The 17,655-nt window shown below is 50.2% G+C and carries 16 protein-coding genes; 2 read left to right on the plus strand and 14 right to left on the minus strand.

Annotated elements, in window-relative coordinates; all coding sequences use genetic code 11:
- Positions 1-5 precede the first annotated feature (5 nt).
- The 8 genes from NP596_RS00465 to NP596_RS00500 form a co-directional block, all read right to left on the minus strand.
- Positions 6-518 (minus strand): chemotaxis protein CheD, encoded by a 513-nt coding sequence (locus tag NP596_RS00465; protein ID WP_256613230.1) that lies wholly within the window; start codon positions 516-518, stop codon positions 6-8.
- Positions 511-1,362 (minus strand): CheR family methyltransferase, encoded by an 852-nt coding sequence (locus tag NP596_RS00470; protein WP_256613231.1) that lies wholly within the window; start codon positions 1,360-1,362, stop codon positions 511-513. The genes NP596_RS00465 and NP596_RS00470 overlap by 8 nt, the downstream gene beginning before the upstream one ends.
- Positions 1,349-1,900: a chemotaxis protein CheW gene (locus NP596_RS00475; RefSeq protein ID WP_256613232.1), complete on the minus strand. Its 552-nt coding sequence runs from the start codon at positions 1,898-1,900 to the stop codon at positions 1,349-1,351. Before NP596_RS00475 ends, NP596_RS00470 begins: the two co-directional genes overlap by 14 nt.
- A 9-nt stretch (positions 1,901-1,909) precedes the next feature.
- Positions 1,910-5,713 (minus strand): methyl-accepting chemotaxis protein, encoded by a 3,804-nt coding sequence (locus NP596_RS00480; protein ID WP_256613233.1) that lies wholly within the window; start codon positions 5,711-5,713, stop codon positions 1,910-1,912.
- 27 nt (positions 5,714-5,740) lie between these two features.
- Positions 5,741-7,951 (minus strand): chemotaxis protein CheA, encoded by a 2,211-nt coding sequence (locus NP596_RS00485; protein ID WP_256613234.1) that lies wholly within the window; start codon positions 7,949-7,951, stop codon positions 5,741-5,743.
- A gap of 4 nt (positions 7,952-7,955) precedes the next feature.
- Complete coding sequence (locus tag NP596_RS00490) at positions 7,956-8,249, minus strand: STAS domain-containing protein (protein ID WP_256613235.1); 294 nt, start codon at positions 8,247-8,249, stop codon at positions 7,956-7,958.
- Positions 8,250-8,335: 86 nt separating this feature from the next.
- A complete protein-coding gene (locus tag NP596_RS00495) occupies positions 8,336-8,704 on the minus strand; it encodes a response regulator (RefSeq protein ID WP_013820550.1) in 369 nt (122 codons plus the stop codon).
- A gap of 11 nt (positions 8,705-8,715) precedes the next feature.
- Positions 8,716-9,789, minus strand: coding sequence for a methyl-accepting chemotaxis protein (locus NP596_RS00500; protein WP_256613236.1), 1,074 nt, complete (start codon positions 9,787-9,789; stop codon positions 8,716-8,718).
- Between the two features lie 698 nt (positions 9,790-10,487).
- Here NP596_RS00500 and NP596_RS00505 point away from each other — a divergent pair.
- Together NP596_RS00505 and NP596_RS00510 are read left to right on the plus strand one after the other, a co-directional pair.
- Positions 10,488-11,612, plus strand: a complete 1,125-nt coding sequence (locus tag NP596_RS00505) for an ATP-grasp domain-containing protein (protein WP_256613237.1) — start codon at positions 10,488-10,490, stop codon at positions 11,610-11,612.
- 32 nt (positions 11,613-11,644) lie between these two features.
- On the plus strand, positions 11,645-12,757 hold the full coding sequence (locus NP596_RS00510) for a phosphoserine transaminase (RefSeq protein ID WP_256613238.1): 1,113 nt from the start codon (positions 11,645-11,647) through the stop codon (positions 12,755-12,757).
- A 62-nt stretch (positions 12,758-12,819) separates the two neighbouring features.
- Here the strand turns inward: NP596_RS00510 and NP596_RS00515 are convergent, their stop codons facing one another.
- The 6 genes from NP596_RS00515 to pseI form a co-directional block, all read right to left on the minus strand.
- Positions 12,820-13,164 (minus strand): hypothetical protein, encoded by a 345-nt coding sequence (locus NP596_RS00515; protein WP_256613239.1) that lies wholly within the window; start codon positions 13,162-13,164, stop codon positions 12,820-12,822.
- Positions 13,151-13,537, minus strand: a complete 387-nt coding sequence (fliS, locus tag NP596_RS00520) for a flagellar export chaperone FliS (RefSeq protein WP_256613240.1) — start codon at positions 13,535-13,537, stop codon at positions 13,151-13,153. The genes NP596_RS00515 and fliS overlap by 14 nt, the downstream gene beginning before the upstream one ends.
- A 17-nt stretch (positions 13,538-13,554) precedes the next feature.
- Positions 13,555-14,970 carry a flagellar filament capping protein FliD gene (gene fliD, locus NP596_RS00525; RefSeq protein WP_256613241.1) on the minus strand — a complete coding sequence of 472 codons (1,416 nt, stop codon included), beginning with the start codon at positions 14,968-14,970 and terminating at the stop codon, positions 13,555-13,557.
- Positions 14,971-15,003: 33 nt separating this feature from the next.
- Positions 15,004-15,429, minus strand: a complete 426-nt coding sequence (locus NP596_RS00530) for a flagellar protein FlaG (RefSeq protein ID WP_256613242.1) — start codon at positions 15,427-15,429, stop codon at positions 15,004-15,006.
- A 66-nt stretch (positions 15,430-15,495) separates the two neighbouring features.
- Positions 15,496-16,344, minus strand: a complete 849-nt coding sequence (locus NP596_RS00535; protein WP_256613243.1) for a flagellin N-terminal helical domain-containing protein — start codon at positions 16,342-16,344, stop codon at positions 15,496-15,498.
- Between the two features lie 256 nt (positions 16,345-16,600).
- The gene (pseI, locus tag NP596_RS00540) at positions 16,601-17,644 is read right to left on the minus strand and encodes a pseudaminic acid synthase (RefSeq protein ID WP_256613244.1); all 1,044 of its coding nucleotides are present in this window, start codon (positions 17,642-17,644) and stop codon (positions 16,601-16,603) included.
- Positions 17,645-17,655 lie beyond the last annotated feature (11 nt).

Raw genomic sequence — 17,655 nt, forward strand, 5'->3', positions numbered from 1 at the left:
AACTCCTAGCGTATAGCGACATGCCTCAGCCAAACGTGACCGCTCCACATATCGAAAATCACATTACGATGCCCCGTGCCCCCAAGGTGTTCCGCCTTTACGGCAAAGCCATGCTGGGTCAGCATATTGCGGCCAGCTCGAATGTTATTTTCCGGTATGCTGATCGTATTCGGCTTTTCCTGGCCGGGAAACTGATTGCCACCACCGAACAGTTTGACTTCGTAATCTATTGGCCAGGTTTTTGAGCGCTCCAACTCCAGCATAAATAGCCTAATGGCATCATGCGCATAACGGCCATCCAACTCGTGTTTATCGTTGTTCGCCGAGCGCGACGGTAACAAGTAATGACACATGCCGCCGATTTGTAGACGAGGGTGCCAAAGCGTGATGGCAACGCAAGACCCTAGCAAGGTTCGAACGCGCGTTTCTCTATCGCCAAAATAAAATTCGCCGGGTTGCAGAAAAATATCGATAAAAAAATCGGGTTTGCGAAAATGATTATTCAGATGGTCAAACATGGTCATTTTTGCGGTAAATCGACGGCGCGATCATTTTTAAATCGCATTGCATACCGTTCAACGATTCCGAATGGCTAACGAAGAAATAGCCTCCCGGACGTAAATAGCTTTGAATACGGCTTACCAGCTTTTGTTTGGTCGGCATGTCGAAATAGATCATTACATTGCGCAAAAAAATCAGATCGAAGCTACCTATCTCGGGCAACCTATCAATCAGGTTGGCGTGCAGAAATTTGACGCGACTGCGCAACGCCGCATCGATCAGCAAAAAGCCGTCGAATTCGCCGCTTCCTTTCAAGCAATATTTTTTCAGCATCGGCAAGGGGATTTTTTCCGCGGCATTCAGCGAATACAAACCTTTGCGCGCTTTTTCAAGAATACGCGTGGATATGTCGGTACCGATAATTTCCCACTGGCTGTTTTTGGCGTGCTCGGCCAATACCATGGCCAAGGTATAGGCTTCTTCGCCGCTCGAACTGGCCGCGCTCCAAGCCCTGATGGGCCGGACGGTATTTTGCCTAGGGAAAAATTCGCTTTTCAAAAATTCGAAATGCTTCGCTTCCCTAAAAAAATACGTTTCGTTGGTGGTCAGCAAATCAATAGCCATTGAGGTTTCCAGTTCGAAACCCGGCTTACCGAGTAAGCGGAAATACTCGCTGTAACTATTGAAACCATGATACCGCAAACGTTTGTCCAGCCGTCCGGACACCAATGCCTGCTTTCCGTCACTTAATACGATGCCGGCGTGCTTATACAGATAATCCTTGATCCAGAGAAATTCATTCTGGCGCAATACGACAACGCCATGGTTAAGCATCATGGTTTTTTGATTAACCGTCGCCATGTTCCTCACTGTTTAAGGGCGTCCGGCTCAGATTTGACATCTCCTCCACCGACAATACCCGGCCGACATTCAACAAAATGACAAAGCGGCCATCCCGTTTAGCCATGCCATTGATGAAATCGGGGCGGATGCCGGTGCCGAAACTGGGCGGCGGCTCGATTTCCTGTTGGCTAATATCAACCACTTCATTGACAGCATCGACAATGATGCCAATATCTTGTTGGTTACCTTCCTCGCTATCGGCAATGGTTTCCACTATCACGATACCGGTGCGCTTGGCGATTTTGGTACACCCCTTGCCGAAGCGCGCCGCCAAGTCCACAACGGGCACCACGCTGCCTCGCAGATTAATAACGCCGCGCACAAAAGCCGGCATCATAGGTACTTCCGTCAGATTGCCGTAATCGATGATTTCCTTGATATTTAAAATACCCAGCGCATACACCTCTCCTCCCAATACGAAGGTGAGATACTGGCCGGCAGCCGCCGTATGCTGTTTCGCCGGTAATTGATCGGTTGTCTTGGTCATCGCGGTCATGATGCCTCCCTAGAAGCGCTCGAATTTGCTCAAATCGAACTCCGCCTCGACATGGTTACGGCTGACATGCGCCGCGGGTTTTACCCTTTCGGCTTTTTTCGGCGTTTTGCCGGTGGGACGGCTCTGCATTATCTTTTCGCCTTCAATTTTGAAAAAACTCATCAACGTTTGCAATTGCTCGGTTTGACTGGTCATTTCCTCCGCCGTGGCCGCCAGCTGTTCGCTGGCCGAGGCATTTTGTTGAGTAATCTGATTCATCTGGTTCATGGCCGTATTAATTTGACTGACCCCTGTCGATTGCTCTTGCGAAGCGGCGGCAATTTCTTGTACCAAGTCTGATGTTTTGGCAATGCTGGGCACGATTTCATCCAATAATTTGCCGGCGCTTTCAGCGGTTTTAACGCTGTTCTCGGCCAGCTCGCCGATTTCCTGCGCGGCCACTTGGCTGCGTTCCGCCAATTTTCTGACTTCCGCGGCCACCACGGCAAAGCCCTTGCCATGATCGCCTGCCCTGGCAGCCTCAATCGCGGCATTTAGCGCCAACATATTGGTTTGGTAAGCAATATCATCGATGATGCCGATTTTGCCGGCAATGCTTTTCATGGCTTCCACCGTCTGCTTGACGGCGATGCCACCTTCGGTGGCCTCCTTAGACGCTTTACCCGCCATACCATCGGTGATTTTGGCGTTTTCGGCATTTTGATTGATGCTGGCGGCCATTTCTTCAATACTGGCGCTGGTTTCTTCCACGCTGGCAGCCTGTTCGCTGGATGCTTGCGACAACGATTGCGAGGTAGCACTGATTTGCTCCGATGCATTACCCAACTGGTCGGCGGCGCTAACCACCTCCGAAATTGTCTGCGAGAGTTTGCTAATGGTGTTATTCACCGTGTCCTTGAAATCGCCCAGTTGGCCTTTGTAATCGCCGTTGACGGTACGAGTCAGGTCGCCTTGTTCAACCAAGGTTAATACTTCAACCGCTTCGTTGACCGGCAGAATCACGCCATCCAGGGTTTTATTGACCCCGGCCACCAATTGGTTCCAGCCGCCGACAAACAAGGAGGCATCGGCACGGGTATCGAGCTGCCCGTCGGCGGCGGCCTTGATGATAATATCGGTTTGCGCCAGCAAGTCGTTCATCATCTTCACTGCAGCGTTGAGGTTGCTCTTGATGACGTTATATTGGCCTTTGTATTCGGTCGTAATCATTGGCGGCACAATACCCTTGGCAATCCGATCGACATAGTCGGCGGTGACATTCAGCGGATTGACGATGTTGGTGATGGTATCGTTGACGCCAAGCACCAGTTTGTTCCAACCACCTGCAAACAATGCGGCATCGGCACGTTTGTCCAGCTCGCCTTCGGCGGCGGCTTTGATGATGATGTCGGTTTGCGCCAGCAAATCGTTCATCATTTTTACCGCGGCGTTGAGGTTGCTCTTAATGACGTTGTATTGACCCTTGTATTCGGTAGTGATAGTGGGAGGGATGATGCCTTTGGCGATTTGGTCGACATAGTCGGCGGTGACGTTCAGTGGGTTGACGATGTTGGTGATAGTGTCGTTGACGCCAATCACTAGTTTGTTCCAACCGCCCGTAAACAACGAGGCGTCCGCGCGTTTGTCCAACTCACCGTCGGCGGCGGCCTTGATGATGATGTCGGTTTGCGCCAGCAAGTCGTTCATCATTTTGACAACATTGTTGAGGTTGTTTTTGATGATGTTGAAGTCACCGCTGTAGTTATCCGTAATTGTTGGCGGAATAATGCCTTTGGCAATTTGGTCGACGTAATCGGCAGTCACGTTTAACGGGCCGATTACCGCATCCAGGGTATTGTTGACGCCTTGGACGATCTTGCGGTAATCCCCCTGATACTGGCTGGCGTCGGCGCGGGTGGCCAAACGGCCTTCGATGGCGGCCTTTTCCAGATTGGCGGCTTCGTTCACCATGCTGCCGATGGCATCGATACAGTTATTGAGGTTGTTTTTGATGGTATTGAAATCGCCGTTGTAGTTATCGGTAATTTTCGATGGGATATTGCCCTTGGATATCTTGTCGACGTAATCGGCGGCCACGTTCAGAGGTCCGATCACGGCATCCAGGGTAGCGTTAACACCTTCGACCAGCTTGCGATAATCCCCCAGATGCTTGGTTGCATCGGCCCGTGTCGCCAAGCGCCCCTCCAGCGCGGCCTGAACAAGACCGTCCGCGTCAGCCATTACGGCTTTCAAATTGCCGCGCACCAGTTCGATGGTATCGTTAATGAACGCTTTCTTGCCGGGCAATTGCTCCATCGGCGCGTCGAAGTTGCCCTCGCCAAACGCCTTAACCACCCCCATGGCTTTTTTCTTCACCGCGATGTGCCCGGCCACCATGTCGTTGACGCCTTTCGCCATCACGCCAAAATCGCCCTGAAATTTGGCGGTATCCATGAAAACATCGATATCGCCGGCATCATGCTCGCGGCTCATACGATTCATGTCGCCAATAAATCCTTTCAAATTGCCTCTTACCAATTCAATGATTTCATTGATAAATACTTTTTTACCCGGCAATTGTTCCATCGGCGCATCGAAGTTGCCTTCGCCAAATGCCTTGAAGACGCCTATGGCTTTTTTCTTCGTCGCAATATGCTGGGCCACCATGTCGTTAACGCCTTTGGCCATCGCGCGGTAGCTACCCAAAAAACGGCTTTCATCGATCGCCACATCTATGTCGCCGAGGTCGTGTTGTACCGCCATGTCTTGCATTTGCTGAATCAAACCCTCCAAAGTATCGATACAGGTATTCAAATTGTTTTTGAGCGCGCCGAAATCGCCCCGATATTCGTCTTCAATCTTAGGGGGGATCGCTCCCTTGGCAATGCGATCGACATAATCGGCCGCCCTATTTAAAGGATTAATAATGGCATCCAGCATCCGGTTGACGCCCAACGACAAATGCGCCATGTCTCCGCCAAACCCCGCTGTGTCGATGCGTTTATTCAATTTGCCATCGGTAATATCCTGAGTAATTCGGTCAATTTCTTTAACCGCCCGCGCTTCCTCGGTTACATCGAACCATTCCACCGCGTATCCGGTAATTTTGCCCTTGCCGTCCTTCAGCGGGAATGCCGTCAAATCAAACGCCATGTCTAATATATGGATACGATTCTTGTAAGGCATTCGATTAGTATCGGCAAAAATCCGCTTTTGCAATTCCGGGTCTTTATGGAATTGATCGATATTTTGTCCGATTAAATTTTTGGGGTCGAATCCGGGAAAAATCTTTTCCAATGCCGGCTTGTGCCGAGCCAAAAGCTGGAACACTGCCGGGTTGAGCGAAGTAATGGTTCGATTTTCATCGCAGGTCATAACCGGCACGGTCATTTCCCGAACAATGGAAGACGAACGCGCGGACTCCTCTTCCATTTTTTGATATTCGGTCGCCCACCAAAACTCCAGCATGGCGCCTGAAAAAACGTCCTCGCTATCGGTGAAAGGTGTCAGGGTGAAATGAAACTTTTCGTTTCCCAAAACAAGCATGCGTGTCCAACTTTTTTTGTTACGCAGGCCTTCGAGCGCTTGATGCGAAATCAAAGTCATGCTGCTCAGACGTACGCCATCGATTTTGGCAATATTAAATTCGGGCACGGTTTCCACAAATGCCTGCTTATGATCGTTGAACAACCGCACCGCCATTTTGCTGGCGTGGGTTGCAATCAGGTTTTGATCGAAAAAAATGACTCCGTTGCTGCTGTTATCCAAAAAAGACTGAAATTTTTCCGCCGCGGCGACAAGCTCACGCTTGGCAAACAGATTTAGAACGCTCATAGGTGTCTCCGAAGACAAAAATTAAAATTATTGGGCTGAATGCTGACTTAAACTGGGTGGAACCAAGGCATTTTTGCTGCCTACATATTCCAACAGGCTGGGCACGTCCAGAATCAACGCCACTTTACCGCTGCCTAAAATAGTCGAGCCGGCAACCCCTTTGATATGGGCAAACAGCTTGCTGAGCGGCTTTATGACGGTTTGAAATTCGCCCAGCAGTTGGTCGACAATAAAACCGGCCTTGTTGCCGGCATATTCGACAACGACGATGTTTTCCCGGCGCGGAGGTTCGCAATCGATTTCGAATAACGGACGCAAACGAATCAGAGGCAACACCTCGCCGCGCAAATCGACGTATTCTCTATCGCCGGTATCTTCCGGCAAGGCCACGCATTCCAGTATTTGATCCAAAGGAATCACGAATGTCGACTTTCCGACACCTACCATGAAGCCGTCTATAATCGCCAGCGTCAGCGGCAAATGGATCCGCATGGTCGTCCCCATGCCGATTTGGCTTTCCACCTCGATTCTGCCGCGCAAGGCGGTGACGTTGCGCTTGACCACATCCATGCCGACGCCGCGCCCGGAGAGATTGGATACTTGCTGGGCCGTGGAGAATCCAGGCTCGAAAATTAGCGCATAGACATCCTGGTCGCTCATTACCGCATTATGTTGAACCAAGCCGCGTTCGACGGCCTTTTCCAGAATTCTGTCGCGATTGAGCCCACCGCCGTCGTCGCTGACTTCGATGACAATGCTGCCCGAGGCATGATAGGCATTCAACCGCAAACTGCCGCGCGCCGGCTTGCTTCGCTGCCGGCGCAGATCGGCGGTTTCGATACCGTGATCCATGGAGTTGCGTACCAAGTGCATCAAAGGGTCGCCGATTTTCTCCACTACGGATTTGTCGACTTCGGTATCGCCGCCGCTGATAATCAATTCGATGTCTTTACCCAGTTCCTTGCTGACATCCCGCACGACGCGTTGAAAACGGCTAAAGGTGGTGCCTATGGGGACCATCCGCAATTGCAAGGCACTGTCGCGCACCTCTTCCACCAAGCGCATCATTTCGCCGGTAGTTTCCAGCAGGCCGGTTTCCCGAGTTTCCAAGGCACGCAAATTAACGCCGGCACTGGAAATAACCAATTCGCCGATCAAATCAATCAATATGTCCAATCTTTCGGCATCAACCCGAATACTTTGATTTTCGCGGGCTTTGTTATCTTTAATTTGTTTTTGCTTATCCAGGGCGGCGCTGACGATAGGTTGTTGTACAACCTGCTGTTCCACCAGAATTTCTCCGATGGGCTGTTTCGATTTGGCCGCCTGACCGCCGTCCTCTGTATCGCCTTCGCCTTGCAGATTTAAAGCGTCTTCCAGTTCCCGCTTGGTCAAGGCGCCGCTTTTGACCAGCAACTGGCCGAGGAAACTTTCGTCCTCGGGCAACTCCTTGATCAGCGAAATGAATTCGTCAATTTCGCTGTCCATCGGCAGAATCCGAATTGTGCTGGTTTCCCTGACGAATTCGAACACGCCTTCGATTTCTTCCTTACCGGCACCGCTCTTAAAATTGATTTCAAACCCCAAATAGCAGGTTTCCGGATCCATTTGATCCGCTATGGGCATGTTTTCGGCAATGGTGGTCAATTGAGCAATGCTGCCTAGCGTACTCAGGTACCGAATGAAGGATAGCGGGTCCATGCCATCGCGCAGCGAATCGGGCCCAAACCGTAGCGACAGATGCCAATTGCCGCTATCCATGGTACCGCCGCCGCTAGCTTCTAAAATATCTTGTTTTTCGCTAACGGTTACGGCCTTTTCCGCAACCGAACCCGGTTGCAGAAATTGCTGTAATTCATCGATCAGCTCTCGTCCGGCCGCCGAAATTGCCGGGTCGGCATCCAGTTGACCATCGACCACATTTCGAATCAATAGTGCGATGTGGTCGCAACACGGCAGCAGAGCCGCTACTAATTCCGGCGAAATACCGAGTTTTCCATCGCGTAAGGCGTCCAATACGCTTTCCACTACATGCGTGAAAGACACAATATGGTCGAGTCCGAATAAGCCGGACGAACCTTTAATGGTATGGGCGGCCCTGAAGATGGCATTGACCCGTTCGGTTGGATCATCGCCGTCTTCAAGGCTGAGCAAACATTCCTCCATGTCTTGTAAGAGTTCCAGACTTTCGATGATGAATGTCTGCAGCGCTTCGCGCATTTCCTCGTCGAAACTCATGTTGCTACTCCTCGTTATGAGCCAATATCACCTGATCGCCGAAGACGGAGGTCAAATTCGCCAACTCCAGGATGTCCAATACCACTTTGCTATGCATCACAAACCTTAGTTTTTTGCCGGTCTGGGCGGCTTCGCGTTTCATCAAAATCAACAATTGCAACCCGGCCGTATCCATTTCATCAACTTTGGCAAGATTTATTTCCAAATCATCGGCAGAGTTCAAAAAGGCAAGTAAGCGCGGTTTCTGGTCGGCGGCAGTAAAAATCGTCAACTCGTCTTCAATCGTTAAAGTTTGCATGGCTGACTATTCCTGTAAGCTGGCTTACCGCAAATCTCATATGAGATTTTTCAGTGCGGGTAACATTAAAGTTCGCACTTGAAGAATCAAGGCAAAATCAACTTAGAAACTGCTGCCAGCATCTGTGCGGGTTGGAACGGTTTTACCACCCAAGCCTTTGCCCCGGCGGCCTGCCCTTCCTGTTTTTTGCCTTCCTGCGATTCGGTGGTGAGCATAATCACCGGCGTGAATTTGTAGGCGGCCAACTGTTTGACTTCCTTGACAAAGGTAATCCCATCCATATTAGGCATATTCACATCGGAAATAATCAAATGGACTTTTTGCCCCGTAAGCTTACTAAGAGCGTCTTTGCCGTCGACGCCTTCGATGACGTCGTAACCGGCACCAGTCAATGCGATTTTGACAACTTGGCGAACTGAAGCCGAGTCGTCAACAATTAGAATGGTTTTTGCCATGTTTGCGGTTCCTAGAAAAAAGTAATTTCGTCTGATTGTGAAGAAGATGGAGATTCGCCATGCGCGAGGTGTTCTGTTTCCATGGTGTAGGTACTTTTAAGCGCTTCAAGCATGGCAGCGTTATCCAACGGTTGCAGCGCCTCAACCCCCTCGGCATGGATCGAACTTATGTGATGGGGAAACTTATCGATGCTCTCGCCGACATGCATGAGCACTTGGCCGATGCGGTCTTGAAATTGAAAATGCACCAGGGATTCGTCGATTTGATGCTTAATGGCCTGAGCGGAACGGCTCAAGTCGCTGGAATAATGCTGCAGACCGTCGAAAACCGACTGCAAATTTTCCAATACGGTTTGAATATTGTGGTTCGATGAGGAAACGGCCAACGTTTCAGCTTCCGTACTTTTCTCGACGGCAACTAAAGTGGAATGCATGGCCAAGTTGATCTGTTCCACTTTTGAACCAATCAATTTTCCGGTTTCACCCGACAATTTGGATAATTTTCGAACCTCGTCGGCAACCACGGCAAACCCGCGCCCTGCATCGCCCGCCCGGGCAGCCTCAATAGCCGCGTTTAATGCAATTAGATTAGTTTGATCGGCAATGCGCGCCACTTCCCTGGCCATGGTTTTTAATTCGTCGACAAATCCCGTCAGCGAACGGATCCGTTCCAAAACGATTAAATTTTCTTGCAATGACGCTTCAAGCGAACCGACAACCTGTCGCAAGCGCTGATTACTGGTAAGGAAAATTTCGCCGTTAGCATTACCGAGCGGAGAACCGGAGGCGTTTAAGGTGGCATTTAAGCTGACGGTTATACCGGCAAAACGCTGGGCCAGCTCGCCAATCGCCCGCTCCATTTCCTGCCGGGAGTTCTCGATATGCGCGGCCCATGCCGGCGTAATTAAGCGCGAGAAATCATCGATACTTTTGACATACTGTTTAACGGCATTCGCATCAATCGTTGGTTCGCTATTGATTGGGGTTTGAACGGGAGCTGGACTGGCTTTTCCACCCAGCCAAAAGCCAAAACCACCGCAGATCAAACCGGTTAAAACTAAAACGAGGATGTCATAAAGAGTCATATATTAAATGCCTTTGCTTGTTTTAAGCTTTTATTCGGAGCCACAAAAGTAGTATAGACATTTATATTGGTGTGATTGCCGCTCAATGACCAGTGCGGGCATGCTATACCAAGATTCGCCGGAAAACCTTGCACTGCCTCGGCTTTTTGCGACCCTCATGCAACATTAGTGTGACGGCACTATCAACTTCACTCAAAAAACGCAACCTGTCCCTCCGGCAGACCTCGCCCAATTGGTGAAACGCCGGAAAATCCGGTGAACATCAGCTCTTAAAACATTTAGAGCGATCCATACCGTTAGGCGTGCGGCGCCGAATCCGCCAGATGTAGCGGTATGGAGTGTGCCACCGATAATGATCTATGCAAGGCCGTTTTCGCCGATTGATTGAAAATTGATATAAAGGCGTGATTGGCCCCGCCGCAATCGGCTTATCTCTTTGAATAGAATTAACCGAGCCACGATGGATCGTTTTGACTATACTATCGGCTGAACTGAAGTTACGTCATTTACCGCCCTTAATTTTCAGCCCCAACCAATTGCAGGGAAAACCGAGCTCTCGACAGCCGATACCGCAATAAAACAGCTAAAACATCCAGGCCCCCGGCATCCTTTTTATGGTTCAATTCGACAACAAATTCATAGGGCTTGCGCCTTTTTTACGGATGAGCATTAACGGGGACGACTTAAGGTCTACCTGCATGGACTTGCTCGCTAAAGCCGCCGATAACCCTGAAAACTCGAATTTGTGGATGAACCTTGCCACGGCCATGTTATGTATCGAACAGCGCGATATCGGCCTGTCAATTCAGTCTCAGGCGCTGGAAATGAGCAGGATATACCATCTTGCCACATCCTCTCAGCCGGCCAAGTTGAGCCTGTTGATGCTGATGGCGCCCGGCGATCTGGCCGCTAATACGCCGCTCGACTGCTTATTGGAAAACACCGATATAGATTTGACTTATTATTACCTCTCATCCGGCGATCCTTTGGCCGAACCGATTCCCGAGCATGATGTACTGATGGTTGCCTTTAGCGAACTGGAAGAAAACGATCTTCTGATCGAGACGTTAGCCCAAAAACTAAAAGACTGGCCGCAGCCTGTCATCAATGCACCGCTATGCATCCCAAGCACCAGACGCGATAACGCCAGCCGACTTCTGCAAAATATTCCCGGCCTTTTCATCCCCACGACATTTAGAATATCCCGCGCCGACCTCAAATCGGTTGCAAATGCTGAGCTACCTCTTTCCGAATTGATCGCAAACCATGATTTTCCCATAATCCTGCGGCCTCTCGATTCTCACGCCGGGCGCGATCTTGTCAAAATCGAAAATACAGCTGAAATTGCGGAATATCTTTCCCGAGTTGAAGATGCAACCTTCTTCTTGTCAAAATTTATCGACTACAGCGGCCAAGACGGCCAATTCAGGAAATTCAGAATCGCGATTATCGACGGAACCCCCTTTGCTTGCCATATGGCCATTTCGTCGCACTGGATGATTCACTACGTGAATGCGGGCATGTACGAAGATGCCGCCAAGCGCAACGAAGAACGGTTGTTTATGGAAAACTTCGATAACTTCGTTCGGCGCCACGCGACAGCCTTAAATGAAGTTCATCGGCGCACCGGGCTGGATTATCTCTGTATCGATTGCGCGGAAACAGCCGCCGGCGAGCTGCTGATTTTCGAAATCGACCACGCCATGATCGTGCATGCCATGGATAATGAAGAGCTTTTCCCCCATAAACGCTTTCATATGGAAAAGGTGTCGTCGGCATTTCGAGATTATTTACTCCGCCTCGCTGCCAGAGAAATCGCTTAATTTAAAGCCATAATGGAATCAAACCCTGCGCAATGAATTTACAAAATAGTCTGAATTTTTCCGGCGGGCCAGGCGCCCTGCCTGAAAATGTACTGTTACAGCTAAGCGAAGAAATCATGAAAGTGCCTGGCCTGGGCATTTCGATCCTGGGGATTAGCCATCGTTCCGAGTGGTTTGCGGAGGTCATATCCGAACTTGAAGGCAACATTCGAACACTGCTTGACTTGAGCGATAATTACCATGTCCTTTTCCTGCAAGGGGGAGCGACGCAACAATTTTCCATGGTACCGATGACGCTCTTGCGAGGGAAATCGGCGGCGGCCGAGTACATACAAACGGGATATTGGAGCAGCAAGGCCATTCCGGAAGCCAAACTTGAAGGTCCGGTCCGGATTATTTGGAGCGGCGTCGAAACGAATTTTAAACGCTTACCTACCGACGACGAACTCCGTTTTTCCCCGGACGCGCCGTACATGCATTACATTTCCAACGAAACTGTGGAAGGGCTGCAATTTCAGCGGGTGCTTGGGCGCGACGATGTCCCCAGGATATGCGACATGTCTTCTGACTTCCTTTCGAAACCCTACGATTTCGAGCGTTTTTCTCTTATTTATGCGCACGCTCAGAAAAATATCGGCCCATCGGGCATAACCGTCATCGTTGTGCGCGACGATCTGATCGAGCATACGCCGCCTGCAAACCTTCCAAGTTTTCTCGACTACAAGATTCAAGCTAAAGCCCACTCGAACTTTAACACACCGCCCGTTTTTGCAATCTATGCCGTATTGCTGGTTACACGCTGGCTAATGAACGACATTGGCGGCTTGAAACGCATGGAGCAAATCAACCGGCGAAAAGCGGAACTGCTTTACGGCCAGATAGACGAAAGCGGCGGCTTTTACCAAGGCCGCGCGAACACCGCCGACCGCTCTCTAATGAATGTTGTATTCAATCTTCCTACAACCGAACTTGAAAGGCGCTTTATAGATGCTGCGCAGTCGGCGGGATTTTCCGGACTGGCCGGCCATAGAGCCATTGGCGGCCTGCGCGCCTCGATCTACAACGCCGTCACTATAAAAGCCGTTGAAGAATTAGCCAACTTTATGGAGAGTTTTCAACGAAAGTTTCATGGCGCTGGCGGCTAGGCAAAAATCGAATATCTTCAGATTTTGATCGCCATTTTTGAATCGGACTTTACTAAATGCGCTTAATTATTTGACGCGTAGGTTCGCACCGCCCGACGCCCTCTATCAAGAGACAATTGCTGTTGGGCAATAATATTTTTCTGCTCTTCGACGCGCGCCTGAATATGCACATCCTGCTGCAAAATCGATTCGGCCAGTTGTTTAAGAAACGTCCTGTATTGTTCCGAAACTGCCGGAGAAAATAACCGGACCAGATAGGCATGCCTGGCCTCCATAACAACCGCCAGCATTTTCCAGGCGGAATGCTTTATACACGATTCTATTTTTTCAGCATAGGTCTCCACTATGGCATTCTGCAATCCAATCCAATCCGGATCGACCTCGCTTGAATGTTCAGGCGATAGCATCCCAGGCTTCCTTGATATCCCGCATGAGTGCCGCGACCTCATCCAGCTTGGCTTCGCTATTCTCATAACTGGCCTGCAGCAACTGGGCATTAATATAACCGTATAATTGATGTAGATTGACGGCCAAATCGCCGCCTTGCTCCAAATCCAAGGCCTCGTTCAATCCGCCAATAATACCAATGGCCCTGGAAATAAAAACGCTCTTGCCTTCCAGATCGCCATGCGCCATGGCGCCTTTTGCCGAATTGACTCTGGCAAGAAACCCTTCCATCAGCATTTGAATAAGCCGATGCGGCGAGTCCTCGCCCATCCCGCCAACATTATGCACCTCGGTGTAATGTTGAGCCCGGTTTTTATAAGCGGCAGAATACATAAGAGGTTCCTCTTAATTTACAAATTACTAATCCAGTTACTTAAAAAAGTGCTGGTGGTATTTAACGTTCCCACTGTCACATCCATTGCAGTGAATTGTTTCAGTAATATCGCCTGAAAATTCGCTTGCCGTTCTTCAACATCCAGCTTTCGGTCACTCAAAGCCGATATCTGTTTTTTCAACGAATTCTGGCGAGTATCCAGAGAACCGCCGGACTGTAAAAAGAAATCCAACCGGCTATCCATACGGGTTGAAATACCATCCTCGGACGAAAACACATCGCTGACCGATCGTATATCGGCATCCAGGGCTTCAGTCAGCGTGGCGCTGTCCAACGACATCACCCCATCCTTATCGATGCTGATGCCTATCATCGCCAAGGAGTTGTAACTACCCGACGCGGAAGAAACGGTAGCGGTTGCGGTTTGCCGAATCTGCCCGGTAATCAAACGCAAGGTAGAATCGCCAAGCAGCGCGCCATTGCCTGTTCCGCTGCCATCGGTCGATCCGCCGAATTTTCCAAGGTTTTTAGTGGTAGTCCTTAATTTATTGTACCCGTCCACAAATTCTTGCACGGTTGTTTTGACGGCTTCCTCGTCAAGACTGATTTGCACATCTACTGTCTCGCCGGCATTCGAACCTTGCAGATCGAGGGTTACGCCGGGTAAGACATCGGAAATGATATTGCTGCTACGCGTAGCAGTTTGTTGGTCGACTTTTATTATGGCGTCTAAAGGGTCGCTTAAGGATTGGAGGTTTCCAGAAAAGAAACCGGACATACCCGACAAATCGGCATCATTGCCATCGTCATCGCTGCCCGTGACGGTAAAGCCGTTATTAGTACCTACATCTTTGGCCGTGAATACCAACTTTGAAACGGTTTTGCCGTTATCGGGATCGCTCGGCCCCGTGGAAACATGGTCGACATTAACGATACTGGCCGTGACAAAACTATTTCCGGAAGCTTGATTAATAGCATCCCGCAAACCCTCAAGCGTGGTTGTATTGTCGGCCGTCACGCTAAAGGACGACCCGGACGGCGTGTCAAACGTCAATGTTCCGCTACCGACTAACGCGGAAGAGTTGCTAAATTCCGACACCGCAATCGACTTTTGCGCCTTGGCCAGTTGCACGACTTCAACCGCATATGACCCCGCAACGGCCCCACTGGCGGCCGTCGCTTTTAAAACCGTCTCATCGGAAGAGCTTGTTTTGAAGGTTTTAAAAAGATTGCCATCCTTAAGTTTAGCCACAATGTTACTAAAATCGGACAACGCACTCTTCAAGGTACCCAGACCGCTGAGCAAGGCGTTAGCGGCACTGGTTTTACGGCTGATGGAATTTAAAGCCGGCTGAGCTTCGGCACTCGCCAACTGAGTGGCAAGACTCTGAATATCTATACCGGAACCTATCCCAGTTGAAGATACTATCATTTTGCCCCCTTACCTTTTCGGAACGAAACGAAGTTAAGCACGGTCCTGGAGCATGGACCCTTGCTGCCCGTCCAGTTCCTGCATGCGCCGTATAAAGTCCAGCGTTTCTTCCGCGGGTATTTGCCGGACTACCTCACCGCTTTCGCTATCGACAATTTTAACCACCACTTCTTTCGTAGCATCATCCACTTCAAACTGTAGATTACGCTTCGCTTCCTGAAATAAACTATTACCTTTATCAACTGCCTGTTTTACAGCACCCAACGTAATATCCGCCTTACTCTTTTCGCTCTGCGCCTCGGCGGAAGACTGCGGATCGGCTGCAGCCGCCGCCGGCTCTTGCGGCTGAGGTTTTTGGGTTACTCCGGGCGAATTAGCGGGCTGCAACTCTTGCTTGCTGTTTGAATTCACAACAGTCACGGGAGATAGCTTCAACACATTTGAAATCTCGCTACTCATGACGCTCACCTTATACTGATCATATAAAAACGGAAGATCACGATACGCGTGACCTTCCTATCTTGACTATCTAAGCAAACTAAGCACGGATTGCGTCGATTGGTTTGCCTGCGCCAACATCGCCGTACCCGCTTGCTGCAATATTTGCGACCGGCTCAAATTGGAGGTTTCAACGGCAAAATCGGCATCCAATATTCTTGAACGAGCAGCGCTTTGGTTTTCGATAGAGGATTGTAAATTACCGATTGTGGTTGTAAACCGATTTTGCACGGCACCCAATGTAGCACGAAAATCGTCGATTTTAGAAATCGCCGTATCAATAGTATTGATAGCGGACAATACGCCATCCGAAGTAGCAGCGCTACCTATGGATACCCCGCCCCCCGCGACGGCGCTAATACCGGAAACGCCTTGTAAATCGGAAACGGTAATCGAAATTTGGTTATTGGTGGAAGTCCCCGCACCCACTTGAAATATCGCGCCGACCAAACTGCCGTTCAGGATCTTTTTACCGTTGAATTCGGTGTTCTCTATGATCCTGTTGATCTCATCGCCGAGCTGTTTAAATTCGGTTTGCAGCTTTTGCCGGTCGGAATCCGACACCGCGCCTCTGTTGGCCGCTTGCACGCCCAGATCGCGCATCCGTTGCAGGGTCTCGGTAATCGAACCCATCGCGCTTTCCGCGGTTTGCGCCATGGAAATACCGTCGTTTGCATTACGCATAGCCACTGTCATACCGCGGATTTGAGAAGTCATTCTGTCCGCAATCGCCAAACCCGCGGCATCGTCTTTTGCAGAGTTTACCCGCAAGCCCGAAGACAATCTCTCCATCGAGGTTTTTAACGACATATTCGTTCTATCTAGCATACGTTGGCTATTCAACGATGCAACATTTGTATTGATTACCATTGCCATGATGTCACCCTCCACGCTGTTTCAGACTTACAACATTCGAAACAGTGCATTTCTTGATTGATTAAAAGAAGTTTTTTAACTCAACCTATTTATCGTCTGCGGCAGGGAATACTTTAAAATTTTTTTAATCCCTCCTGGCCGCCTAAAACCCAGCCCAAACCGAAAACAAAAAAATCATTGAAAACAAGCGATTAAAAAATAACGACCCACGGCCTTTAGCGGGCATCGCGGCTTTCGGATTGCTTTACGGACAACATTATTCGAAAAGGTCCCATGTTAAAGGTGTGCCCTTCTTCACAGTTTTAGCCACCTTACGCCCCAAAAGCAATTCATAAAACTTTGGCGCCAGCCCATGTCCGGGACGGATACGCCGCAAATTTAAAGGCGTAAGCACATCTCCCGCAGCCAAGTCTTCGGCAATATAAAGCGATCGCCGACGTAATCTGGCCTTTTCTTCCGCCGCCGTAGGCCCGTATTTGATGCAGCCCAAAGCCTGCCAGGCGCGCTCGGTTTCTGCAACCAAACCGGCAAATTCATTCGGCTCCAGCGAAAAAGCCGCATCAACGCCTCCCTCGGCCCGGTCAAGCGTGAAATGTTTTTCGATCACGCTGGCGCCAAAAGCCACCGCCGCCACCGCCGCGCCGATTCCCAGGGTATGGTCGGACAGGCCGACTTCGCAGCCGAACAATTCCCGCATATGGGCAATGGTGCGCAAATTGGTATTTTCCGGGGAAGCCGGATACGTGCTGGTGCATTTGAACAAAACCAGATCTTTGCACCCCGCCGCGCGGGCTGTATCGACAGCATCGGCAATTTCGGCGATTGAGGCCATGCCGGTCGAGATTAACAGCGGCTTTCCGGTGCCGGCCGCCTTGCGAATTAACGGCAAATCGACGCATTCGAAAGAGGCAATCTTGTAGCAAGGTACATTTAACGTCTCCAGAAAATCCACCGCCGTTTCATCGAAAGGCGAACTAAAGCAGTGCAGACCGCGTTCCCTGGCCCGGGCCATGATGGGCGCGTGCCACTCCCAAGGGGTATAAGCTTGTTGATACAGCGCATGCAACGCTTGCCCCTTCCACAGAGAGTTTGCATCGCCGATCACGAATTCCCCCTCCGTTACATCCAGCGTCATGGTATCGGCCGTATAGGTCTGCAGCTTAATCGCATGCGCGCCGGCATTGGCCGCCGCATCGACGATGGCCAATGCCCGCTCGAGCGATTGGTTGTGATTGCCGGACATTTCGGCAATCATGAACGGCGGCTGATCTTTACCTATGCGTTGATTGGAAATTTGCATTCACGGTCCGG

The organism is Methylomonas rivi (genome assembly GCF_024505165.1).
Taxonomy (GTDB): Bacteria; Pseudomonadota; Gammaproteobacteria; order Methylococcales; family Methylomonadaceae; genus Methylomonas; species Methylomonas rivi.